The organism is Brevibacillus massiliensis (genome assembly GCF_000311785.1).
GTDB classification, from domain to species: domain Bacteria; phylum Bacillota; class Bacilli; order Brevibacillales; family Brevibacillaceae; genus Brevibacillus_C; species Brevibacillus_C massiliensis.
This window is the reverse complement of record NZ_HE978546.1, coordinates 94506-117846: the sequence shown is the minus strand read 5'-3', so window position 1 is coordinate 117846 and position 23341 is coordinate 94506. Positions and strand designations below refer to the sequence as shown.

Genomic DNA, 23341 nt, shown 5'->3' with positions numbered 1-23341 from the left:
AGCAGGGGAAGAAAAGACAGCTCGGCAGCGGGAACAAAATTGGAGTGGTTGAATATCTTGGGGTTAGACCGGAGGGCAAATGCTGATGTTCCCGCAGAAGACACGCAAAGAGGCAAGTTTGGAAAATAGAAATAATTCATACTTGACACGTAGGAATAGTCGGCATTAAACTCATCCTTATAACACCTAACGTGCAAATGTCGACTAATACACTCAACATTATCGAGATTGGGGGGAGCTTGCGTGAAAGTGTCGAGCAGAGGCGAATACGCCTTGCGTGCTCTCTTGGTGTTGGGCCAAAGCGGCAGCAGAATCCTTTCTGTCGGGGAAGTGGCCGAGAAGACGCTCGTGCCGGTCAGTTACCTCGAACAAATCCTGCTCCAGCTCAAAGTACTCGGGTATGTGAAAAGCAAGCGGGGCGTTCAGGGCGGATATGCCCTGCTGCTGCCGCCGGAGCAAATCAACATCGGCGAAGTGATCCGCAAGCTGGAAGGGCCGTTGGCACCGATGAGCTGTGCCAGCGTCACCGCCTATGAACCCTGTCAGCTCGAGGCGGACTGTCTGTTAAAGCCGCTCTGGACGCTGGTGCGGGACACGGTTGCCCACGTGCTTGACCAGACCTCGTTGGCCGATTTGTTGGAGCAAAGAATCCGTTTGAAGGATGGAGGGGATTACTATGTCACAGTCCGATCAAACCCTTGATGAAGAGTCGCTCGGCCGGATTGTCCGCGCCCTTCAGGGACTGGAGTACGGGTCCGTCCAAATTGTCGTACACGACTCGAAAATCACGCAGATCGAGAGAACGGAAAAACATCGCTTTCCGCTGGAAAAAACCAGCTCCGTCTACAGTCACGACAGCAAGCCGAAAAGAAAATAACCAGCCGATCGGTCAACCGAAGGCCCCCCGCAAGTCCTGTCAAAGCGAAAGCGGCAGGACAGGGGGCCTTTTATTATTTTCAAAGGAGAGAGGAACCATGTTGGTCAGAACATCTTGGCTGAAGCTTGCCCTGACAGGCGGATTGCTTGTAGGGCTTGCAGGCTGCCAAAACGCAGGGGGCCCGGCTCCGGGCGGCGAGCAGACGGCTTCCGCCCAAGGGGGGAAGGCAGCCGTTGAGATTTTGAACGTATCGTACGACCCGACACGCGAGCTGTATCAGGATGTGAACAACCGTTTTGCCGCTTACTGGGAGCAGAAGACGGGCCAACCTGTCACGGTGAAACAGTCGCACGGCGGGTCGGGCAAACAGGCCCGCTCTGTGATCGACGGGTTGGAGGCGGATGTGGTGACGCTGGCGCTCGCTTACGACATCGACGCCATCGCCGAAAAAGGGCTGCTTCCGCAGGATTGGCAGCAGCGCCTGGAATACAACAGCTCACCGTATACTTCGACGATTGTCTTTCTCGTGCGGAAAGGAAATCCCAAGGGCATCCGGGACTGGGATGACCTGATCAAACCGAGCGTGTCCGTCATCACCCCCAACCCCAAATCCTCCGGCGGGGCAAGGTGGAACTACCTGGCGGCCTGGGGATACGCCCTGGAGAAAAACGGCGGAGACGAGGCAAAGGCGAAAGAATTTGTAACCCAGCTGTACAAGAACGTGCCAGTGCTGGATTCGGGCGCGCGCGGCTCGACTACGACGTTTGTCGAAAGAGGCATCGGCGATGTGCTGATCGCCTGGGAAAACGAAGCGTTCCTGGCGGTAAACGAGCTTGGCCAAGACAAGTTTGAAATCGTCGCCCCGTCGCTCAGCATCCTGGCCGAACCGCCTGTCTCCGTCGTCGATACGTTCGCGGACAAACACGGTACGCGAGAGGTGGCCGAAGCTTATCTGAAGTTCCTGTACACGGAAGAAGGGCAGGAGTTGGCGGCGAAACACTACTACCGGCCGCGGTCGGAGACGGTGGCGAAGAAGTACGAAAGCCAGTTTCCGGCACTGAAGTTGTTTACGATCGACGAAGTGTTCGGTGGGTGGAAAAACGCTCACCAGGTCCACTTTGCCGACGGCGGCGTGTTTGACCAGATCTACCAGCCGCACTAGCCTGCTAGCGCAGTGCGATCCTTCCGGGCCGACTCTTGAAAGATGCGAAAGGAGTGTCCATCATGGCAAAGCGTATCAAGCCGCGCGGCATCCTGCCCGGCTTCGGATTGACGATGGGCTATACGCTTGTCTATCTCTGCTTGATCGTATTCATTCCCCTGTCCCTGCTGTTTCTCAAGGCCGCCAGCCTGAGCCCGGGCCAGTGGTGGGAGATCATCTCGAACCCTCGCGTACTTGCCGCTTTCCGCCTCAGCTTTGCCGCCGCCCTGCTGGCTGGCGTGATCAATACGGTGTTCGGCCTGCTGGTCGGCTGGGTGCTGACGCGTTATTCCTTTCCCGGGAAACGACTGGTAGACGGGTTGGTCGATCTGCCGTTTGCCCTGCCGACAGCGGTCGCCGGCATCGTCCTGACGGCGGTCTATGCACCGGGCGGCTGGATTGGCCGGTATCTTGAGGCGCTTGGGGTTCAGGTCGCGTTTGCCCCGATCGGGGTGGTCGTCGCCTTGACCTTTATCGGCATCCCGTTCGTCGTCAGGACTGTCCAACCGGTGCTGTTGGACCTGGAGAAGCAGGTCGAGGAAGTCTCCGCCACGCTTGGTGCCAACCGTTGGCAGACGTTTCGGCGGGTCATCTTTCCGCAGCTGCTGCCGGCGCTGATCACCGGCTTTGCGCTCGCTTTTGCCCGCGGCCTGGGGGAGTACGGCTCGGTGGTCTTCATCTCCGGAAATATGCCGATGAGCACGGAAATCGTGCCGCTTTTGATCATGACCAAGCTGGAACAGTACGACTACGCCGGGGCGACCGCGATCGCGGCGGTCATGCTGATCGCGTCGTTTCTCATGCTGCTGGTGATCAATTTCTTGCAGTGGCGAAGCAATAAATTACACAGGTTGGGCTAAAAGGAGGTGCCTCTTGTCATGTCGGATGATTACGCTGTCGTCCCGATCAGGCGGACTGCTTCCGCCATCGCCGAGCCTGCCGCGGTAAGATGGCTCCTGATCGGCGCTGCCATCGCGTTTCTCGCCCTGTTTTTATTCGTCCCGCTCATCGCCGTCTTCGCCGAAGCCTTCCAAAAAGGCTGGACTGCCTACGTATCCGCCCTGCGGGAGCCGGATGCCTGGGCCGCGATCAAGCTGACGCTGCTCACTGCCGGGATCGCCGTTCCGCTGAATACCGCATTCGGAGTGGCCGCGGCCTGGCTGATCGCAAAGTACCGGTTTCGCGGCAAGAATCTGCTGATTACGCTGATCGACCTGCCGTTTGCCGTCTCTCCGGTGATTTCGGGACTTGTCTTCGTGCTGCTGTTTGGCTCCCAGGGGGTGCTCGGACCCTGGCTTGCGCAGTACGATTTCAAAATCATCTTTGCAGTGCCGGGGATCGTGCTCGCCACCCTGTTCGTGACCTTTCCGTTTGTTGCCCGCGAGCTCATCCCGGTGATGCAGGCGCTGGGCAGCGAGGAGGAAGAAGCGGCCATGTCGCTGGGTGCAAGGGGCTGGCAGACTTTTTTCCGGGTGACCCTGCCGAATGTCAAATGGGGCCTGCTCTACGGGATCATCTTGTGCAACGCCCGGGCGATGGGCGAGTTTGGCGCGGTGTCGGTCGTGTCCGGCCACATTCGCGGGCTGACGAATACGGTGCCGCTGTACGTGGAAATTCTCTACAACGAGTACAATTTTACCGCCGCCTTCGCCGCGGCGTCACTGCTGGCCGTGCTGGCGCTGGTCACCCTGGCCGCGAAAAGCTTGGTGGAGTGGAAAGCAGCCAGAAACGAATCAACATACAATCTGGCGGGAGGAGAGTAACAGACGATGAGTATTCAGGTTTTCAACATCAGCAAGTCGTTCGCCAAAAACGCCATCCTGCACGACCTCACTTTGGAGATTCCGACCGGTGAGCTGGTCGCCCTGCTCGGGCCGTCCGGTTCCGGCAAAACTACGCTGCTGCGGCTGATCGCCGGCCTGGAAGCGGCGGACGCCGGGCGCATTGTGCTGGACGGACAGGATGTGACCGGGCTTGGTGTCCGCGAACGGCAGATCGGTTTTGTGTTTCAACACTACGCGTTGTTTCGCCATATGAACGTCTACAACAACATCGCCTTTGGCCTGCAGGTCCGCCCGCGAAGGCAGCGCCTTGGCAAACGGGAAATCGGGCAAAGAGTAGAGGAGCTGCTCAGCCTTGTGCAGTTGGAGGGGCTGGCGGAGCGGTATCCGGCCCAGCTCTCGGGCGGACAGCGCCAGCGGGTCGCATTGGCGAGGGCGCTGGCGATCCAGCCGAAATTTTTGCTGCTGGACGAACCGTTCGGGGCGCTGGATGCCAAAGTCAGACAGGAGCTGCGCCGCTGGTTGAGGCAGCTGCACCACAACCTGGAGATCACCAGTCTGTTCGTAACCCACGACCAGGAGGAGGCGCTGGAGGTGGCAGACCGGATTGTGATCGTCAATGAGGGGCGGATCGAGCAAATCGGCACGCCCCGCGAAGTCTACCATTCTCCCGCCAATTCGTTTGTCTACCGCTTTCTCGGCCGGGCCAACCGCTTCGATGAACCGCTTGGCGGAGCGGGGCTGATCGATCCCGCAGAGCCAGGGGTCAGCTACATCCGGCCCCATGAACTGGAAGTGTCCCGGCAGCGAATCGGGGTGAACTGCCTGCAGGCGACTGTCCAGCACGTGTACGCAGTGGGGCCGATCGTCCGGCTCGACCTGAAAAAAACGGGTACAGATCTGTTTTTTGAAGTGGAATTGACGGACGAACGCTACCGGGAGCTGCAGGTACAGACGAATGAGACTGTATACGTCCGACCGCGGGAGGCGAAGGGATTCCCTGCGGAAAAAGCGCTGGTCAGCGCTGGTTCCCATATATCGGGATAATAGGTTTCGCGGCAGAGCCCTACGACGCAGAACGGAAATCGGGAGGGCGGCCGCAAAACGGATATTAAATTCAGACTATTGTAAATTATCTCTCCAAAATATACACTTTCATTAGGCAAAGGTCACGGTACCTGGCGAGAGCGGGTTGTTGCTGCCGCTTTAGCCATCGGGCTAAGTTGACAGGTGAAAGTGGGGATAGACTATGGAGATTCAAGCTGGGGACATATCTCTTGGGCTGCAAGGCCGCAGAGCTTTAGTCGTGGGGGCTGGGGGGATCGGCGAGGTTTGTGCCCGGGAATTGCTGCGCCAAGGAGCAAAGCTGGCCATCGCAGATATCAATCAAGACAGGTTGGATTCGCTTCCATTCAAGGAAGAAACATTTGCGTTGCAATGCGATATAACTGATCCCGCTGAATGTCGCCATCTGGTGGAAAAGGCGTACCACAAACTTGGAGGTCTCGATATCCTGATCCATCTGGCAGGCGCAAGCCGATCAGTGAATTTAGCGATGCCGAGTGGCAGGACATTATTGACGTCAATTTGTCCAGCGCATTTGCCCTTGGGCAAGCAGCCGGTGCATGGATGGGGAAACAAGGCTATGGCCGAATCGTTTTCTTTTCATCCGTCTCCGGAAATCTGGCCCACAAGCATCATGGACCATACGCAGCAAGCAAGGGGGGAATCAATCAGTTGATGAGAGTCATGGCGCATGAATGGGCCGACAGGGGGATTACCGTCAATGCCATCGCTCCTGGATATATCGAAACTCCTTTGACAAAGGATTACCTGGATCAGGCAAATACCCGCGAGAAGTTAAGTAAACTGGTTCCTTACGGCAGACTCGGGTCAGTTGAAGAGGTAGTCGGGCCTACCTTGTTCCTTTGTTCAGACTTGGCCAAATTTATTACCGGACATGTCCTTTATGTTGACGGAGGGAGAACGCTGGTATGAAAATCGCCTGCATTCACGCGACGACAACGGCGGTTGCGCCGATTGAGAATGCCTTCCGCGAAGCAGCGGCTGACGTCGAACTGCTTCATTTGATGGACACGGGATTGCTTGCTTTGATGGAGGAAAAGGGAGAGCTTACGCCGGATATCATTCGCCGGTTTTCCTTGCTGCTTAACTTGGCTGCAGAGTCGCGGGTGGATTGCATTCAGCTTACTTGTTCAGCTTTCAACAATGTGACGGCTGTCCTGCAACCACTTTACAGCGCGAAAATATTTCGTTCAGACGAGGCGATGCTCGATGAGGCGCTGTCTTATGAACGGATTGGTTTGGTCTCTACTGTGAGAGAAACTCCAATTGCCTTACTCAGCTACTTAAAAGAAAAGAAACCTGATGTTCAGGTTGAATCGCTGGTGGAGCCGGGGCTGATTTACCTGCTCTTTCAGGGCAAGAAAGAAGAACATGACGAGCGGGTTCGCAAAATGGTTCATCAATTAGACGGGAAAGTGGATGTCATCGTCCTTTCTCAGTACAGTATGGAGCATCTCGCAGAGCAGCTTCAACCTTCTGTTCCCCTCTTAGCGGCACCGAAAGCTTCAGTGAGAAGGTGCATGGCTTACTTGCAGCAACTGTCTAAATGAAATCTTGCATTTTTTAAAGGCAAGAGATATAATAATTTAATTGACTTAGCAAAATCTGTCCTTTTCACATATAAGCAATTCGTTTTTCATAGTTTTTGAGCCCAATTCACACTGGCGCGGTCTTCGGAGCCGCAAGGATGAAAGAGAGGCAGGGCTTTCATTGTTTTCGGTTTTCAAGAGCTTTATCGATTGTTTTAAAAGGCAATTTTGATTTTGTGCTAGATAGGTCATGCCAAAAGCGGGAGGAGCTGATCCTTCTGCTTTTTTAGTTGGTTGAAAAATCCCAATTACGTTCTCCACTTCCGTAGACCCAAGTGATATGATAGATGCATAAATTGAGAAAATTACGAAAACAAACGAGAGAGGTATGCAGACAGATGGGGTACTTATTGGGGATTGACGTCGGAACCTCCGGCGTGAAAACGTGTTTATTTCATCTCGACGGTCTGCTGGCTGCTGCAGCAAGTGCAGATTATCCACTGATGCAGCCGAAGCCGGGATGGGCGGAACAGCATCCGGATGACTGGTGGCAGGCAGTAAAGATTACCATCCAGGAGATCATGGGGAGAACGGGAATCCAGGCGACAGAAATTGCGGGAATCGGCCTCTCTGGTCAAATGCACGGTCTGGTGCTGCTTGATCAAGCGGGAAAAGTGCTGCGCCCTGCCATCATTTGGTGCGATCAGCGGACCCAACCGGAAGCAGAGTGGATGCGAAAAAAGCTGGGGCAAGAAGAGATCATTCGCTTGACAGCAAATCCGCCCCTGCCCAATTTTACGGCAACGAAATTGCTTTGGGTGAGGAAGCATGAGCCCCATCTCTATGAGAAGGTGGCAAAAGTACTGCTGCCCAAGGATTATATCCGCTACAAACTGACCGGAGAATTTGCCACCGAAGTCTCGGACGCTTCGGGAACGCTGTTGTTGGACGTTGCCGCCCGAAGGTGGTCCCGGGAAATGGCTCAATCCTTGGAGATCCGTCTGGAGTGGCTGCCCCGCGTTTACGAGTCGTATGAGATATCGGGCCGTATCAGCGGTATAGCGGCACAGGAGACAGGTTTGGCTGCAGGAATACCGGTTGCCGGCGGGGGCGGAGATCAGGCGGCGGGCGCCGTTGGCAATGGAATTGTCAAGAGCGGTATTGTCTCCGGTTCACTTGGCACATCAGGGGTGGTCTTCGCTTATACGGACGAGATTGTCACTGATGCGCAAGGGAGATTGCACAGTTTCTGCCATGCCGTTCCGGGCAAGTGGCATGTGATGGGGGTAACGCAAGCAGCGGGCGGCTCGCTTCAGTGGTTCCGCAACCAATTTGGCGCTTTGGAAACAAGCGTTGCGCCTTTTCTGCAGAAGGATCCCTACGAGTTCTTCTCCGAAGAGGCAAACCTTGCGCCGGCAGGAAGCGAAGGATTGCTGTTCCTTCCTTATTTAATGGGGGAACGTACGCCGCATTTGGATCCGGCTGCCAAAGGAGCCTTTGTCGGTATTACCGCACGCCATCAAAGGCAGCATTTTATTCGGGCGGTAATGGAAGGCGTAGCCTACAGTTTGCTGGACAGCATGGGATTGATGCGGGAACTCGGCATCGAGATTTCGCATCTGCGGGCGTCCGGGGGCGGTGCGCGCAGCCGGGTATGGCGACAAATTATGGCTGATATCTTTAACTGTGAAGTCCGAACGGTCGAAGCCAATGAAGGCCCCGCGTTCGGAGCGGCTCTGCTTGCAGGGGTCGGAACAGGTGTCTTCAACAGCGTAGAAGAAGCTTGCGCGGCTGCAATCCGCACGGCAGATCAACTGCACCCGGTCCCCGCCCACGTATCGGTCTACCAAAACTACTACCCGGTCTACCGCAAGCTGTACGGCGATTTGAAAGAGAGTTTTGGACTTTTGCACGCACTTGTGGGGAAAGGCGAATAAACAAAACAGGGCCGATGCATTCACCGCATCTGCCCTGTTTTTTGCTGGCAGCTTACTGCTTCTCCCGCACGCTTCCGTCCGGCTCGATGCGGACGTTCGTCGATATCGATTCGATGCGCTGCAGCAGCGCGGCCCCATCCTGCTCGTTCATCGGCACCGCCCGGCCGAGCTCAGCGTAGTAGGGCAGCATCTTCAGCTCGCATGCTCCCGCATTCGTGCACTTCGCTTGCAGCACCATCGTCTCCCACGTCTTTGGCACCGTGGCGCGGGTGAAAATAAAATTGCCCAAACTGTACGCAATCCATTTATTCTTGTAAGATTCAAATCCTTGCAGTACATGCGGGTGTCCGCCGACGATGAGATCGGCGCCGGCATCGATATAGGCGCGGGCCAACTCCTTCTGATAATCGACCGGAAAATCGACCCGTTCCTTGCCCCAGTGCGCGATGACGATGACGAGGTCCGCCTGTTCTTTGGCCCCGCGAATCGCTTGTACGGCGCGCGCCGGGTCGTAAGTGGCAGCAACGCCGGGCTTGTTTTTGCCTGCGTACCAGCTGACCTCCGGAACGATGCGGCTGAACCCGAGGAAAGCCAGCTTGATGCCGCCTCGTTCCACGTATACGGGTGCGTACGCCCGGTCGATATCGGCACCGGCGCCGACGTATTCGATCTCGTTCTCTTGAAGCACGGCAAACGTGTCCAGCAAGCCTTCCACACCTTGGTCCATGGAGTGGTTGTTCGCCAGGTTGACGAGATCGACGCCCGCCGCTTTCAGGGCCGGGATCGCTTCCGGCGGCGATTTGTACACGAAATCCTTGTCTTGGGCGGGCACCCCGCGTTTGGTCACAGGTGTTTCCAGGTTGGCGACCGTATAGTCATCCTGCCCGAGCAGCGAGCTCACATGGGTATATGGATAGTCGTAGCCGTTTTCTTTCAGCATCCGTTCTACATGTCCGGAAAAGATCACGTCCCCGACGAAGGTCAAGTTGACTGCAGGATCTTCGCTGTCCGGTTCAGCTGTATGCTTTGCGGGCTGCCCGCTATCGTCCGGCTGAAATAGACGAGCAATGGCGGTAAACGCATCCTGAGCTTGGAGCAAAAAGCCCGCGGTCAAGAGAACCGCACCCAGCAGCATAATTTGTGGCAGCAGGTACGAACTCCGTATGCGCCGCCTCCGTTTCCGCTCCAGTTTTACCCGTTCCGTTCTGGTCTGATTCATGGCTCTCCCCCATTTTGCTCTTGCTTCCATTTTACCAGAAAAGACGTCTGCCGGTTACCCGTTCATTCGGTTGAGGCGGGTACTATCGTCGGGACACTTGTTCATAAAATGTACGACAGGGCAGATGCCAAACGAGGCACCTGCCCTTTTAAAAGGTCAGCTGGTTGAGAAAAGCCTTTGGCGTGCAGCCGACGATCCGCTTAAAGTGGCGGGAAAAGTGGCTCTGGTCGGCAAACCCTGTCAGGGCCGCGATCTCGCTGAGCGAATGCTTGCCGCGGATCAGGTAATCCTTGGCCCGCTGGACTCTGAGGTGAATCAGATACTGGTGCGGGGAAAAACCCGTTGACCGCTTGAACAAACGAACGAGATGGGGCGGCGATACATTGGCGGCCTGCGCCAGCTCCGAGAGGGAGATATCCCGGTCCAGATGGGCGTTCATGTAGTCGAATACATCGGCAAACTGGAAATGGGTCAGATGCTCCGGCGCCAAAACCTGTTTGGGACTATTCTCCGCATAATGGCGCAGCAAATGAATCGCCAGGATGTTTGCAAGCGAATCTGCGAACTGTGCACCGCCCGGATTTCCGTGAAGTTCGTCTGCCAACCAGGAGCCTATCTGCAGCAGTTTGGGGTCGCGAAACCGGATTTCCTGGGAAAGCTTCTCGGAGCCGGCAGGAAAACTCCCGGATTGAGCGGCTGTCTGTCGCAAAAAATCAGGGGTGAGTTCCAACCACATAAAGGAAAAGGTGTCCTCCGGGCAAAAGGTAAACGCTGTTCCGGCTGGAAGCAGGTAGGTGTCCCCGGACTTGACCCAGCCCGTGCAGCGCTGACTGCCGTCCTGTTCCGTCACTCGCACCGGAGCGGGGCTTTTATGGATCAGAATGCGGTGCTTGCCGGCGGCCGGGCAGCAGAGCTTTTGCGGGGGGACGCCGTTGTATACGGAGAAATCGAGGTGGCTCCAGCCGAGATGTTTGCTGTTCATCACCATTTCTGCCTGACTGACCATCAAATCGCCCATCGTCTCTGCCTCCCTTGCGCTTTTATTTCCCATATCCGGCCAAAAAAGAGGCGCATTTTGTTCAAAAGGAAGCGCCGTTCGTTCAATCGATTGCTCCTCTCTGCATTATATACTCAAACATGAAAGTGATGAAATACAAGAGGTGACCTATGCGATGGCAGAACGAACCATCCGTCAGCTGGGAGACCCGGTTCTCCGAAGGGTTTGCAAACCGATTTCCGAAATCACGCCCAACGTGAATAAATTGCTTGACGATCTGGTCGACACGCTGTATGCGGCACCGGATCGGGCCGGATTGGCAGCGCCGCAGGTGGGCATCCCCAAAAGGATAGCGGTGCTGGACGTGGGAGACGGGCTGATCGAGTTGATCAATCCGGTCATTGTGAAGCAGAAAGGCTCCCAAACCGGAGCGGAGGCCTGTCTCTCGATCCCCGGAGCTGCCGGGATCGTCAAAAGGGCAGAGTACGTTGCGGTCAAAACGCTGAACCGGGCAGGCGAGGAAATCATGATCGAAGGAAAAGGGTCTCTTGCCGTATGCCTGCAGCACGAGATCGACCATCTGGACGGGATTTTGTATATTGACCACGTCAAACCAGGAGATCTCTTCCATCAGCAGACAAGGCAGCCGATCGATGTCTTGAAGATGATCCAAATCTCCAGGTCTGGCCGGAATCCCTGACTCTGGCGAAAATCTGCCGTGCGGAAAAGGATTTTCCCGAAATACGTGGAAGTGTGATGCATGACAGAATTTTCAAAAACGGGGAGGGTGTGGAGCCGTGGAGCAGGCAAGCTTTGGCATCGCGGAAGAAACCTGTCGTGCACATCGAATTGTGGTCAGTGGCGAAGGGGAGGGAGCCGTACTGGCGACCACCGTGCCGCTAAGCTTTTGGGGAGGACTTAACCCGCATACAGGCGAGATCGTCGACGGCCACCACCCGCTATGCGGCTCCCATGTGTCCGGACGAGTGCTGGTCATGCCGTTCGGGCGCGGCTCCAGCAGTGCGAGCGGGGTTTTGCTGGAGGCGATTGTCAATGAGCGGGCTCCCAGTGCCATTCTGCTGTCGAAGGTGGATGAAATCATTGCCCTGGGAGCGATCGCAGCCCAAGAGATTTTTGCCAGGCACATCCCGCTGCTGGTCCTCGATGCCGATACCTTCGAAAAAGCTCTAAGGGCCGTGTATGCCAAGGTAAAAGCCGATGGCAGCGTGATCCTGCAGCAGCAATCCCTGTCTTCAGCGGATATGATGGGCGACTTGCAGCTGTCAGAGCGCGATCGAAGCTTGCTGGCCGGAGCTGAAGGCCCGGCGCGGCAAACAGCAATGCGAATCCTCGTCAGAATGGCCGAACTGCAAGGGGCGCCGTGTTTCCTTGACATCCAAAAGGCACATATCGACGGCTGCATCTACACCGGGGAAGCAAGCCTGCGCTTTGCGGAATTACTGGCCGATCTTGGGGGGCAGGTATGCGTGCCGACGACGATGAATGCGATTTCCATCGATCAAAGGCGCTGGAGAGAGCTTGGCGTCGACCCGGACTGGGCGGCGATGGCCGATCGGCTGGCCCAGGCGTACGTCCGGATGGGGGCAAAACCGACATTTACCTGCGCTCCCTACCAACTGCCAGGCAGCCCCGTTTTTGGCGAACAGATCGCCTGGGCGGAATACAATGCCGTGGTATTCGCCAACAGCGTTTTGGGTGCCAGAACCAATCGCTACGGGGATTTGATGGATATCTGCGCGGCACTGACCGGCCGGGTACCGTACGCCGGATACCATTTGGATGAAAATCGCCGGGGAACCGTCCTGGTAGAACTGCCCGACCTCGGCCCGGTCGATTCATCGTTTTATCCTGTACTCGGCTATCTCATCGGGGGCCGGGTCGATACGGGTGTGCCGGTCATCGCCGGGCTGACCGGCAAGCCTACCCCGGACGATCTGAAAATGCTCGGCGCGGCGGCCGCCACATCCGGGGCCGTCGCTCTGTTTCACGTCGTCGGAGTAACGCCAGAGGCTGCTTCGCTGGAAGAGGCGTTTGGCGGAGCTGAGCCGCAAGAGGTGTGGAAGGTCACCCGTGACGAGCTTGCCGATGCTTGGCGGCGATTATCGACCGCCCGCTCCGGGCAGATTGAGCTGGTCGCCCTGGGCAATCCGCATTTTTCCTCGGACGAGTTTCGCCAGTTGGCCGAACTGACGAAAAACAAGCGAAAACACAGCGATGTCGAAGTCCTGATCACGACGAGCCGACACGTCCATGAGGAAGCGATGAGGTCCGGTGCGGCAGAGGAGATTGAGCGCTTTGGCGCACGGGTGATTACCGACACCTGCTTCTGCATGCTTCAAGCGCCGGTCATTCCTGAACAGGCCCGGACGTTGATGACCAACTCCGCCAAATACGCCCATTATGCGCCGGGACTGGTAGGCCGCGATATTTACTTCGCAAGTTTGGCTGATTGCGTCCAGTCAGCCGTCGCCGGACAAGCTGTCATCTCGCAGCCTTCCTGGCTTGCGTGACATTGACAAACGGCAAAGCTCCCTGTCGCTGGTGACAGGGAGCTTTGCCTGCTTCCTGCTCGGTCCGGTTTCATAGGATCCCCGAATCTGTTTCTTTTTTCGCCAGTGGTGACCGCACTCCGTCAAAATCTTTCTCGCTGCAAATACGGCGATATGCGCATCATCCAATTTGGGAGCTACTTCGACGACATCAAAGCCGATGACCGGAAGTTCAAACAACCCGTAGAGCAAATCCAGCAATTCCCGGCTGTCCAAGCCGCCAAATTGAGGCGTGCCTGTACCCGGGGCGTAAGCGGGGTCGATCGAGTCGATGTCAACCGTAATGTAGATGTGATCAAACTAGTCCATTTTTTCCTTGATGGCAGCCAGGGTTTTGGCGACGCCATTGCGGCGGACGTCCATAGCCCCGATGATGTTATGCTGGCGGATAAACTCCAGCTCTTCCAATTCGTCCGAGCGGATGCCGACAAAAAAGATGCTTTCCGTGTCGCTGACGTGTTTGAGTTCCAGCGCCCTTCTTTCGGTAGAGCCGTGGGAGAGAGGATCGCCGCCCATCTCGTCACACAAATCGAAGCGGGCGTCGATGTGGATAATCCCGAACGGTTTTTCGACAGCCCGGTCGATCCCTTTTATATTTTCCCATCTTTCCGTCGTCGGGTGGATGGTATAGGTTATCTGGCGGATGGCCCGCGGTCCCTGCGCGGCTCCGGAGCGAAAGCTTACGCCTCCATCGTAAGGAATTCCGAATACAGCGACATCGGCATCTTCAAGCGTAATGCCGGGACGATTCAGGCCTGCCCAGATCGAACTCTCGCGGATCATATCTTCTACCCGTTTCACGTAAGCATCCCTCAGGTGAATGAATATTTCCTATTTACAGGCAGCTTCTGTCCGTGCTGCGTAAAACCCTTTTTTTGCGGGAGGATATGCATGCTTGCGGGATCCCGTTTTGCTTATTTTATATTTTTAAATACGCTGCGGATCACCTCAAGGGAGTCTTCAGCCCTGGTAAGCCGATAGGCCTTGCGTATCGCTTGATGGGCGGCTTGCAGCGTTTTTTCGCTTTTGCTTTTGCGATATTCCGTCACATAACCCTTGAAGCGCGGATCCTCGATCACATCTTCTTTCCAATTGTAGAGCCGGGGTTTCAGGAGCTCTGTTCTGACTTCACTGATCAGCGACAGTACATTCTTTTGCAAGAAAGCGATCAGTTCTTTTTCGGCCTTGTCTTTCGCCTGCAAAAATGCCTTGTCGCCAGTGTTAATGGAGGGGGAGTTGACCATTTTATAGTAAGGCTGACCGTTGATGCGCAGGAACCAGTTTACATCGGACTGGCTGTAGTCCGGCTTTTCGTGTAAATCAAACTGATAATATTGCCATCCTTCCCCGGTCCAGCGGCTGGGGAAGAAGAGGTAGAGGAAATCGAAGAGACTTGCTCTCTCCAGATCGGCAAAGTTTTCGCCATCGGATAATACCCTCCCCTTTTCGTCCAACTGATACCCGGGCAGGCCTACCTCGACAGCCCAGCGCAAAGCGATATCATCCGTATTGGCAACCGCCTTTCGCTTCTGGTAAGGAACCTCGTTTTGAAACATGCGATAAAGGACATGAGCGACCAGCGTCTTGGTCAGCTCCGCTTCCGGATCTTCCGCCTCCTCTTTTAAAACAAACCCCTGATCGATGAGTGCCTGGATCCGCGCTTCGGCTTCAATATCGATGCGCTTTCTCATCGCTTCTCTTTTCTTCCCTTCGTCGGCAATCGAAGCGATCTGTTCTTCGAGTCCTTTTGGATCATACCCATCTGGGTAGTGCGGAGAAAGGACGCCGATAAAGTGGAAGAGTGCCAGGAAAAAGGAGCGTTTCGAGTTTTCGTGATAATAGACGACGGCAGGTCTCGTATAGACGCTTTCCCCATAAATATCTTCCAAATTGTATGTCAGCTGATTTTTTTGGAATTCCTCCGCCGGGATTGCATTTTTTGCTTTGATCGTCGCTTTTGTCGCCTGTGCCAGCCCGTACCATTGCAGGTAAACATACTCCTGGTAATCGTATCTGTCCGGTGCCTTGTAGGAAACTTTGCTGTTTACGCTGGCCGTTTTGGCAGAAGCGGGATATCCTTGCAGGACGGTCAAGGTGATCAGCAGGGACAATGCAAGGAGAACCATTTGGTAACCCGTTTTCTTCACCGCATTCCCTCCTCGTCTTTCTCTTATCATGGTAGACGTTGCCATTCGGAAAACGTTGCGGGTCAAAGCGGCCCCAACGTTTTTTTGTGCAGCCTGACTCCCTTAGGCGAGATTTGTATTGAAAAATAAGAATTGACTGAATATAATATAAATTAACATAAAGAAAGGTACATTGTACCGATTATAGGTACAATCTCGGTCTAGAGGTGATACTTCCTGATTTTAAAAACTCTGGACAGCGCTCTTGAATTGCTGAAAAGCTTTACACGGGAAAATCCCGTATGGGGCGTTCGCGAACTTTCCAAAGAATTGGGGATGAGCCACTCTGTCGTTTACCGGATCCTTGCCACATTTGAAAAGCAAGTCTTCCTGGTTAAGGATGAGCAAACCAAGAAATAGCAAATCGTCCAGGGTGTGACGGCCGCTCACGGCGCCGGCTACGAGTTCAAGTACCGAAACGGCTATCGTCCCGTCTACAACGACGAAGAAATAACCCGGAAGCTGGAGGAGGTCGCGCGCGAGGAATTTGGCGACGAGGCCGTGGTCCACCTGAAACCGAGCATGGGCGGCGAGGATTTTTCCGCCTTCCTGCAGAAGGCGCCCGGCTCGTTCTTTAATGTCGGGGCCGGGAATCGGGAAAAAGGCATCGTGTACCCCCACCACCATCCGCGTTTTGACCTGGATGAGGATTCGTTTGAAATTGCCGTCAGGATGTTCGTGAAATCAGCGTTGAAGCTGCTCGATGTTCGCGTGGACAACAGGCGGTAAACGGCAGGTCATGTGCCCTCTCAGATGTGAGAGGGTGCTTCTCTTTTTTCTATGGTTCCGATGGGATTGTGCTATAATAAGTCAATCAATTAAGAATATTCAGCTGCAAGGGAGTAGAGAGACCATGAGATCCCGACGTATCGGAAAATGGTATTTTGGCTGGAATATTGTCGTTGTATCCTCGATTATTACGTTGTTGACGGTGGGGACGCGGCTGGGAATCGGGCCGTTTTTGAAGCCGATGGCAGAGGATTTGCAGATCAGCCGCACCATGCTGTCTGCCATTGTGGCTGTCAGCATGCTGGTATACGGGATCGGCATGCCTGTCGCGGGGCGGCTGCTCGATCGCTTCAGCACCCGCTCTGTTCTGCTGATGGGAGTGGGCATGGTGGCTGTATCGATCGTCTGGACCGTGCTGACCAATGATCCTGTCAACTTCCTGTTGTCTTACGGGATTCTGCTTTCACTGGGGCTTTCCTTTACCAGCCCGGTCGTGTTGACGCCCGTTACCAGCCGTTGGTTTACCCGTCGGCGCGGCCAGGCGCTGTTCTATCTCGCGACCGGCTCGATGGCCGGGATCGCGGTGATGACGCCGCTGTTCACCTTGATGATCCAGATGACAGATTGGCGCCAGACACTTATTTGGCTGGCCGTCCTGTTCGTCGCGATGATCGTGCCTGCGGCGATCTTTGTGATCCGCGATGACCCGCCGGCGGGGACGGATGAAGGGACCGAGCAGGGGAAGCCTGGCCCGAGCCGGCCGCCGATGGCGGAAAGAGCGCTTCACGCCTGGACGGAAGCGTTAAAAACCCGCCCGTTTTGGCAGATTTGCATCGGACTGTTTGCCTGCGGGTTCAGCATGAATTTATTGGCATCGCATGGCGTGCCGATGCTGACAGACCACGGTTTTGCGGAGGTTTCGGCCTCGTTTGGCATCGGGTTGATCGGGATCGTCGCCATGTTCAGCACTGTTATGCTGGGCGTCATCTCCGACCGGATTCCCCGTAAAAACATGCTTTCCTTAATCTATTTGATTCGCGGACTGGGTTTTCTCTCCTTGGTGCTGGTCATGACGAATTGGCAGCTCTTTCTCGTCTCGGCGATTGGGGGGTTCGTCTGGGCGGGCAGCACTGCACTCTCTTCTGCCATCCTGGGAGATTTATACGGCGTCCGCCATCTGGGGGTACTATACGGGTTAGGGTACTTTGGCCACCAGATCGGCGGAGCGCTAGGCTCTTTTCTGGGCGGGTGGGGGTACGAGACGTTTGGGACACATTTGTACTCCTTCGGGATGGCTACGGTCGTACTGGTGCTGGCAAGCCTGGTTTCCTTCCGGCTGCCCCTGAGGATGGAATGGAAGCGGCCTGTGGAAGTTTGATTTGTTTTTCGGAAAAAAGCTTAACGGGCTGTTGACGTCTCTTAGTCAACAGCCTGTTGGCTTGTAACTACCTGTTGCTGCACCATCGGATAAGGTATAATATACGTATACAGGTATGGTCACACAAGAGAGGTGTTGGGAAGTGTACACGGAGGAAGTCAAAAACCGCCTGAAGCGGCTGGAGGGCCAGGTACGAGGGATTCTCCGCATGATGGAGGAAGAAAAACACTGCAAAGAGGTCGTCAGCCAATTGGCTGCGGTCCGCAATGCGGCAGATCGAGCGATCGCGACGATTGTAGCGGCCAACCTGGAGAAATGCATCGTCGAAGAGCGAGATGCAGGCGGAGATACGAGCAAACTGGTAAAAGAAGCGATCGAGCTTTTGGTAAAAAGCAGATAAATACAGTTTATTGCGCAATGGAGGTGGGAACAGGTGGAACCGACAACGGTTGTCTACATGATCGTCTATGTATTTTTAGCCATCCTGCTGTTTCGGATTTTGGCGCCGATCAAGGGCTTGAAAAAACTGACCCCGGTCGAATTTATCCAGCAGACGAAAGCAAGTCCGAACAAAATGGTGATCGACGTCCGCGAGCCGCACGAGTACAAGAGCGGCCATCTTGAGGGAGCGGTCAATATTCCCGTCTCCAAGCTGAAGTCGCAGCTCGGCGGGATTCCCAAGGAGACGCGCATTTTCCTGTACTGCCGCAGCGGCATGCGCAGCAGGACGGCGGGCCGCATCTTTCTCAAGAACGGCTTCGCCGAGGTTGCGCACCTGCACGGCGGGATTCTCGGGTGGGAAGGCAAGATCGTGAAGTGAACGGAGCAGGCGTTAAAACAGGTGGGGCTAAAATCCCCACCTGTTTTCCTTAAACACTCATTTCGCTTTCGCCACATGAAGCTGTTCGTACTGCTGGTGCAAATCCTTCAGCGCCGCGGTCAGGGCGTTCGCCGCCTTTCCGCGGTAATGCACCTGCAGATGTCCAATCAGTTCATCCACCCCGTCTTGCAGGCAGAACCCCTTCAGGATCCTTCCGACGAAATCCCGGCCGTGTTCCGTCGCCAACGTGCATGAAGCATCGACAATAACGCCGTATTTCTTGTCAACTTCAACCGTGATCGTCAGGGAGTCAAAGATGCTTTTCGCCGCCATTCCCTGAGGAAGCCTGGCGTGGCCGGCGATGAAATACGTATTGAGAGACGCCATCGCGCAATCCCCCCTGCCATGGTCTGTTGACAAGAATATATCGAAGAACGGCTGATACGTCAATTCAAAATGTTCACTCTTCAAACGGCCAGGCGGGCAGCATCTTGCGCAGCGGTTTATCCACCCGATAGCCGAGAGCGTATTCTCCTTGCATGATCGTGTGGATCTCCCGGGTGCCCTCGTAGATGACCGGCGCCTTGGCGTTGCGCAGGAAGCGTTCGACCGGGTACTCGTTGGAGTAGCCGTACGCGCCGTGGATTTGGACGGCGTCATTGGCCGCTTCGAAGGCGGCATCACAGGCGTACCACTTCGCCAGAGAGGTTTCCCTGGTGTTGCGCTTGCCCTGATTTTTCAGCCATCCGGCCCGGTAGACCAGCAGTCGGGAGATCTCCAGATTGGCCGTCATTTTGGCGATCATCTGCTGAACCAATTGGTGTTTGCCGATCTCCTTGCCAAATGTCTTCCGCTCGTGGCAGTACTTCAGGCTCGCCTCCAGGCTGGCGTTGATCAGGCCGCAAGCGCCCGCGCCGACGGTGAATCGGCCGTTGTCCAGCGCCGACATGGCGATTTTAAAACCTTCGCCCTCTTCGCCCAGCCGATTTTCTGCCGGTACACGGACGTCTTCGAGAAAGACCTCGCCGGTGTTTCCGGCGCGGATCCCCAGCTTGCCCTTGATCGCTTTGGTCGTAACGCCGGGGAAAGTGCGCTCCACGATAAAGCAGCTAATGCCGTGATGCCCCTTCTCTTTGTCTGTTTTGGCAAAGATCAGGAAGTTGTCGGCCACGTCGCACAGGGAGATCCAAGTCTTGGAGCCGTTCAGAATGTATTCGCTGCCTTCGCGCCTGGCTGTTGTCTGCATGGCGGCCACATCGGAACCGGCGTTCGGCTCGGTCAAGCCAAAAGCGGCCACTTTTTGCCCGCGCGCCTGGGGAACCAGGTACTTTTCCTTTTGAAATTCGTCTCCCCACTGCAGGATCGTCATGCTGTTCAATCCGGTATGAACGGACACCGCTGTGCGAAACGCCGTATCGCCCCTCTCCAGCTCTTCGCAGACGATGGCCAGCGTATTGTAGTCCATGCCGGAGCCGCCGTACTTTTCCGGAATGCATACGCCCATCAGGTCCAGCTCGGCCAGCCGTTTTAAAATCGACGTTTCAAAGTGGCCTTTGGCGTCCCACTCTTGAATATGCGGATTGATTTCCCGGTCTACGAAGGTGCGGACCATCTTCCGGACGGCTTCTTGTTCTTCCGTCAGAGCAAAATTCATCATTGGAACATTCCTCCCTTATATCGCTTTTTCTTGTTTCATCGCTTCGATTTCTTGCCTGGAGTAACCCATCTCAGACAAAATCTCCTCGGTGTGCTCTCCGTAGAGCGGCGGATGCCGCCTCATGTCCACCGGGGTTCTGGACAGCTTGAGCGGGCTTCCGACCAACCTGATCGTGCCGGCGGTAGGATGGGCCATTTCGCGCACCATCTCGCGGGCGTGCACCTGCGGGTCGGCAAATACGGCTTCGAGGTCGTTGATCGGCCCGTTGGGGATGCCGGCCTCTTTGAACCGCTGCTGCCATTCGCTTGCCGGTCTGGTCCGCATCGCCTGGCAGATGATATCCAGAAGCTCTTCCTTGTGTGTCAGGCGGCTCGGGTTGGTGGCGAATTTTTCGTCCGCGGCCAATTCGGGCAATCCCAGCGCTGCCGCGAATTTTTCAAACTGCTTGTCGTTTCCGACGGCCACCACCATCTCCCGGTCCAGCGTGGGGAAGACTTGATAGGGCACGATGTTGGGATGCTGGTTGCCCAACCGCTGCGGGATGCTGCCGGAGACGAGGTAATTGCTGGCGACGTTGACCAGCGCGGAAATCTGGGAGTCAAACAAGGAGATGTCGATTTGCTGCCCCTCGCCGGAGCGGTCGCGTTCGTGCAGGGCGGCCAAAATTCCGATTGCCGTGTACAGACCGGTCAGGACGTCGGCGATGGCCACCCCGACTTTCAGCGGGCCGGACTGCTGATCGCCGGTGATGCTCATGAGCCCGCTCATCGCCTGGACGATGTAGTCGTATCCCGGTTCGTCCTTGTAAGGGCCGCTCAAGCCAAAGCCCGTGATCGAGGCGAGGATGATCCGGGGATTGCGTTCACGGAGCACATCATATCCCAGCCCCAGCTTATCCAGAGTGCCCGTCTTGAAGTTCTGCACGACGACGTCGGCACCGGCGGCCAGTTTTTTAAAAACCTCTTTTCCCTTGCCCGACTTCAGATTGAGCGTGATGGCCCGTTTGTTCCGGTTTGCGCAGAGGTAGTAGGCACTTTCGCCTCCTGCAAACGGAGGCCCCCATGCGCGGGTGTCATCCTTTGCCGCAGTGCTTTCCACTTTGATGACTTCCGCCCCCAGATCAGCCAAAATCATCGTGCAGAAAGGCCCAGCCAGCACCCTCGATACATCCAGGATCGTGATGCCCTGCAAAGCACCGGTCACAATATTCTCCCTCCTTTTTTGCCCGTGAACATAAAGAAGCCAGCCAAACCACAAAAAATCATTGCAGTTCAACTGGCTTTCGTTCGTGGAATGTCTTCCGGTAAGAAGATCAGACGAAGTGAAGGCAGTATCAGTATCAAGCTGTCGAGAAAAGCGGGTTCAGAGTGGCAGAGAGGTTTTGTGCGGCTCTCTGTCCGTGAACCACCTATATTATTTCATTATTCAAAAAAGGTTGTCAATAGGGAGTGAAGGCTGTTTCTCAAGGACGCTTTTCGCCAAAGAAGAACATTTCGATAAAACTATTTTTAGTGAAAAAACAAGCTGTTTTTTTTCTTTACATTTATCTGACTGTTTCTTATACTCTAGTAGTATACAGTACCTAGTATCCTGTATACAGGAAAAAGAGAGGGGGGATATGATGCTTAAAAAGCTGGCCCAGCCTGAGACATTGGCAGACCGAGCGTATAAAGAGATAAAAAAGGCGATCCTGCAGAGTCAGTTCTTGCCTGGGGACTTGCTGCCGGAAGAATCTATCGCTTCCATGCTCGGCATTAGTCGAACGCCGCTGCGCAAAGCGGTTACTCGACTGGCCTATGAGGGATTGGTAGAACTTGAGACCGGGAAGATCGCCAGAGTAGCGAGTTTTACATCCCAAGATATGGAGAATTTTCTCAGGCTGCGAGAACTGCTTGAAGGTTTCTCAGCAGAGCAAGCCGTGCCTTTTGTCACCGCTGAATTTATCGATGCGCTGAAACAGAATGCAGAGGCACAAAAGGTGGCGATTGAAAGCAAGGACTTTTACGCCTATATCGAACTGGATGCCCAGTTTCACGTCATGATCGCCGAAATGACGCAAAACGCAAAATTGAAGGACTTTATTGAGCAGATCAACAACCATCTTCACCGGTACCTCATCCTGTCCGGCACTCTGGAAAACAGTGCTGACAAGGCGCTGCTAGAACACCACGAGATCGTCAAGGCCCTTCAAGACCGCGACGTCAGCTTGGCAGGTGCAGCAATGAGAAAACACATAAGGAACGTCGAAATCAGAACAAAACAAGGTTCAGGGGGGAGTCATCCATGAAAAAGTTGTTAGCGATCTTGTGCGCTGCCACGATGATGCTGGTCACCGCCTGCGGCGGCAAGGGCGGCACGGAGGCAGGGGCATCCTCGGGTGCAGATGCAGGCAAATCAGACGGAAAAGAGTACACGCTGCGGATTGCCTATCTCGTTCCGGAAGAGCAATCCACACATATTGCAGCGGTAAAGTTTAAAGAGACGGTCGAAGAAAAATCCCAAGGAAGAATCAAGGTCCAGCTGTATCCGAACGGTTCGCTGTTCCCTTCCGACCGCGAGGCGATTGAGGCTGTCCAGCTCGGAAACGTCGAGATGACCATTCCTGCGGTCGCTCCGCTCGCCGGCTTCAACAAGCAGTTCATGGTGCTGGATTTGCCGTTTTTGTTCAAGACAAAAGAAGCCGCGTACAAAGCGCTTGACGGCGACGTAGGAAAGCAGCTCCTGACAGGTTTGGAGAAAAACGGTTTCAAAGGACTGGTCTTTGCCGAAAACGGCTTCCGCCACATGTCCAACAACAAAGGGCCGATCAACTCCCCAGCCGATCTGAAAGGGCAAAAATTCAGAACGCTGGAAAGCCCGGTTCACACCGCTGCCTTTAACGCATTTGGCGCAAACGCATCGCCATTCGCTTTTGGCGAGCTCTACACTGCTCTCCAGCAAAAGGTGTATGACGCCATGGAGTGCCCGATCTCGCTCTACTACACCAACAAGTTCTACGAGGTGCAAAAGTATCTGACCTTGAGCGGACACGTTTACCAGGCAACGGCTCTGCTGGCAAACCTCGACTGGTACAATTCGCTTCCGGACGATCTGAAAAAGGTCATCGACGACGCGAGCGTGGAGTACCGCGATTACCAAAGACAATTGGCCACCCAGCAAGACGATGAGTTCCTTGGCAAGCTGAAAGAAGCAGGCATGCAGGTCAACGAACTGACGTCAGAGCAGAAGGATGCGTTCATTGAAGCGTCCAAGAGCGTATACGATCAATTTGCCGGCGATATTGGCCAAGACTTGATCGACGCTGCCAGAAAAGCGAACGAATAGTAGCATAATTACAGCCATTCCTTATGTTCTGCCAGATTGATGGGCAGGAC

22 protein-coding genes and 3 pseudogenes are annotated in these 23341 nt (G+C 55.1%); 18 read left to right on the top strand and 7 right to left on the bottom strand.

Annotated features, from left to right (window positions below; genetic code table 11):
* Positions 1 to 243 precede the first annotated feature (243 nt).
* From HGBM_RS20970 to xylB, 9 genes and pseudogenes are all read left to right on the top strand, one after another.
* The gene (locus HGBM_RS20970; protein ID WP_019123052.1) at positions 244 to 702 is read left to right on the top strand and encodes an RrF2 family transcriptional regulator; all 459 of its coding nucleotides are present in this window, start codon (positions 244 to 246) and stop codon (positions 700 to 702) included.
* Entirely contained in the window at positions 677 to 877 is a 201-nt protein-coding gene (locus tag HGBM_RS20965) for a YezD family protein (RefSeq protein ID WP_019123051.1), read from the top strand. Before HGBM_RS20970 ends, HGBM_RS20965 begins: the two co-directional genes overlap by 26 nt.
* Before the next feature lie 97 nt (positions 878 to 974).
* A complete protein-coding gene (locus tag HGBM_RS20960; RefSeq protein ID WP_019123050.1) occupies positions 975 to 2039 on the top strand; it encodes a sulfate ABC transporter substrate-binding protein in 1065 nt (354 codons plus the stop codon).
* Positions 2040 to 2101: 62 nt separating this feature from the next.
* Positions 2102 to 2938 (top strand): sulfate ABC transporter permease subunit CysT, encoded by an 837-nt coding sequence (gene cysT, locus HGBM_RS20955; protein ID WP_019123049.1) that lies wholly within the window; start codon positions 2102 to 2104, stop codon positions 2936 to 2938.
* Positions 2939 to 2956: 18 nt separating this feature from the next.
* Complete coding sequence (cysW, locus tag HGBM_RS20950) at positions 2957 to 3841, top strand: sulfate ABC transporter permease subunit CysW (RefSeq protein ID WP_019123048.1); 885 nt, start codon at positions 2957 to 2959, stop codon at positions 3839 to 3841.
* Positions 3842 to 3847: 6 nt separating this feature from the next.
* A complete protein-coding gene (locus tag HGBM_RS20945) occupies positions 3848 to 4906 on the top strand; it encodes a sulfate/molybdate ABC transporter ATP-binding protein (protein WP_019123047.1) in 1059 nt (352 codons plus the stop codon).
* 202 nt (positions 4907 to 5108) lie between these two features.
* Positions 5109 to 5857: pseudogene (locus tag HGBM_RS28180) on the top strand (SDR family NAD(P)-dependent oxidoreductase).
* Positions 5854 to 6495, top strand: coding sequence for an aspartate/glutamate racemase family protein (locus tag HGBM_RS20930; protein WP_019123045.1), 642 nt, complete (start codon positions 5854 to 5856; stop codon positions 6493 to 6495). The pseudogene HGBM_RS28180 and the gene HGBM_RS20930 overlap by 4 nt, the downstream one beginning before the upstream one ends.
* Positions 6496 to 6872: 377 nt before the next feature.
* The gene (gene xylB / locus HGBM_RS20925; protein WP_019123044.1) at positions 6873 to 8411 is read left to right on the top strand and encodes a xylulokinase; all 1539 of its coding nucleotides are present in this window, start codon (positions 6873 to 6875) and stop codon (positions 8409 to 8411) included.
* A 52-nt stretch (positions 8412 to 8463) separates the two neighbouring features.
* On the opposite strand, the gene HGBM_RS20920 is transcribed toward xylB, so the two are convergent.
* Both HGBM_RS20920 and HGBM_RS20915 read right to left on the bottom strand, forming a co-directional pair.
* Positions 8464 to 9630 carry a CapA family protein gene (locus tag HGBM_RS20920; protein WP_019123043.1) on the bottom strand — a complete coding sequence of 389 codons (1167 nt, stop codon included), beginning with the start codon at positions 9628 to 9630 and terminating at the stop codon, positions 8464 to 8466.
* A gap of 148 nt (positions 9631 to 9778) precedes the next feature.
* Positions 9779 to 10648, bottom strand: a complete 870-nt coding sequence (locus HGBM_RS20915; protein ID WP_019123042.1) for a helix-turn-helix domain-containing protein — start codon at positions 10646 to 10648, stop codon at positions 9779 to 9781.
* Positions 10649 to 10802: 154 nt separating this feature from the next.
* Between HGBM_RS20915 and def the strand changes: the two genes are divergently transcribed.
* Together def and lhpI are read left to right on the top strand one after the other, a co-directional pair.
* Positions 10803 to 11327: a peptide deformylase gene (gene def / locus HGBM_RS20910; RefSeq protein ID WP_019123041.1), complete on the top strand. Its 525-nt coding sequence runs from the start codon at positions 10803 to 10805 to the stop codon at positions 11325 to 11327.
* Positions 11328 to 11424: 97 nt separating this feature from the next.
* Positions 11425 to 13158 carry a cis-3-hydroxy-L-proline dehydratase gene (gene lhpI / locus HGBM_RS20905; RefSeq protein WP_019123040.1) on the top strand — a complete coding sequence of 578 codons (1734 nt, stop codon included), beginning with the start codon at positions 11425 to 11427 and terminating at the stop codon, positions 13156 to 13158.
* On the opposite strand, the pseudogene HGBM_RS31900 reads toward lhpI, so the two are convergent.
* Together HGBM_RS31900 and HGBM_RS20895 are read right to left on the bottom strand one after the other, a co-directional pair.
* A pseudogene (locus HGBM_RS31900) lies at positions 13108 to 13980 on the bottom strand (arginase family protein). The gene lhpI and the pseudogene HGBM_RS31900 overlap by 51 nt on opposite strands.
* A 131-nt stretch (positions 13981 to 14111) precedes the next feature.
* The gene (locus tag HGBM_RS20895; protein ID WP_019123038.1) at positions 14112 to 15344 is read right to left on the bottom strand and encodes a hypothetical protein; all 1233 of its coding nucleotides are present in this window, start codon (positions 15342 to 15344) and stop codon (positions 14112 to 14114) included.
* A gap of 216 nt (positions 15345 to 15560) precedes the next feature.
* On the opposite strand from HGBM_RS20895, the gene HGBM_RS32160 reads away from it, so the two are divergent.
* The 5 genes and pseudogenes from HGBM_RS32160 to HGBM_RS20870 all read left to right on the top strand — a co-directional run bounded on the left by HGBM_RS32160 (position 15561) and on the right by HGBM_RS20870 (position 18310).
* The gene (locus HGBM_RS32160; RefSeq protein WP_081590266.1) at positions 15561 to 15743 is read left to right on the top strand and encodes a helix-turn-helix domain-containing protein; all 183 of its coding nucleotides are present in this window, start codon (positions 15561 to 15563) and stop codon (positions 15741 to 15743) included.
* Positions 15744 to 16112, top strand: a pseudogene (locus HGBM_RS20885) (M20/M25/M40 family metallo-hydrolase); the annotation flags it as partial.
* Positions 16113 to 16236: 124 nt separating this feature from the next.
* Positions 16237 to 17490: an MFS transporter gene (locus HGBM_RS20880; protein WP_019123035.1), complete on the top strand. Its 1254-nt coding sequence runs from the start codon at positions 16237 to 16239 to the stop codon at positions 17488 to 17490.
* Between the two features lie 142 nt (positions 17491 to 17632).
* Positions 17633 to 17890 carry a metal-sensitive transcriptional regulator gene (locus HGBM_RS20875; protein WP_019123034.1) on the top strand — a complete coding sequence of 86 codons (258 nt, stop codon included), beginning with the start codon at positions 17633 to 17635 and terminating at the stop codon, positions 17888 to 17890.
* Positions 17891 to 17923: 33 nt separating this feature from the next.
* Positions 17924 to 18310, top strand: coding sequence for a rhodanese-like domain-containing protein (locus HGBM_RS20870; RefSeq protein WP_019123033.1), 387 nt, complete (start codon positions 17924 to 17926; stop codon positions 18308 to 18310).
* 57 nt (positions 18311 to 18367) lie between these two features.
* On the opposite strand, the gene HGBM_RS20865 is transcribed toward HGBM_RS20870, so the two are convergent.
* The 3 genes from HGBM_RS20865 to HGBM_RS20855 form a co-directional block, all read right to left on the bottom strand.
* Positions 18368 to 18697, bottom strand: coding sequence for a DUF3870 domain-containing protein (locus HGBM_RS20865; RefSeq protein WP_019123032.1), 330 nt, complete (start codon positions 18695 to 18697; stop codon positions 18368 to 18370).
* Positions 18698 to 18770: 73 nt separating this feature from the next.
* A complete protein-coding gene (locus HGBM_RS20860) occupies positions 18771 to 19964 on the bottom strand; it encodes an acyl-CoA dehydrogenase family protein (RefSeq protein WP_026074567.1) in 1194 nt (397 codons plus the stop codon).
* 18 nt (positions 19965 to 19982) lie between these two features.
* On the bottom strand, positions 19983 to 21170 hold the full coding sequence (locus tag HGBM_RS20855) for a CaiB/BaiF CoA transferase family protein (protein WP_019123030.1): 1188 nt from the start codon (positions 21168 to 21170) through the stop codon (positions 19983 to 19985).
* 418 nt (positions 21171 to 21588) lie between these two features.
* On the opposite strand from HGBM_RS20855, the gene HGBM_RS20850 reads away from it, so the two are divergent.
* Positions 21589 to 22254, top strand: coding sequence for a GntR family transcriptional regulator (locus HGBM_RS20850; protein WP_019123029.1), 666 nt, complete (start codon positions 21589 to 21591; stop codon positions 22252 to 22254).
* A complete protein-coding gene (locus HGBM_RS20845) occupies positions 22251 to 23291 on the top strand; it encodes a DctP family TRAP transporter solute-binding subunit (RefSeq protein WP_019123028.1) in 1041 nt (346 codons plus the stop codon). Before HGBM_RS20850 ends, HGBM_RS20845 begins: the two co-directional genes overlap by 4 nt.
* Positions 23292 to 23341: the final 50 nt, after the last annotated feature.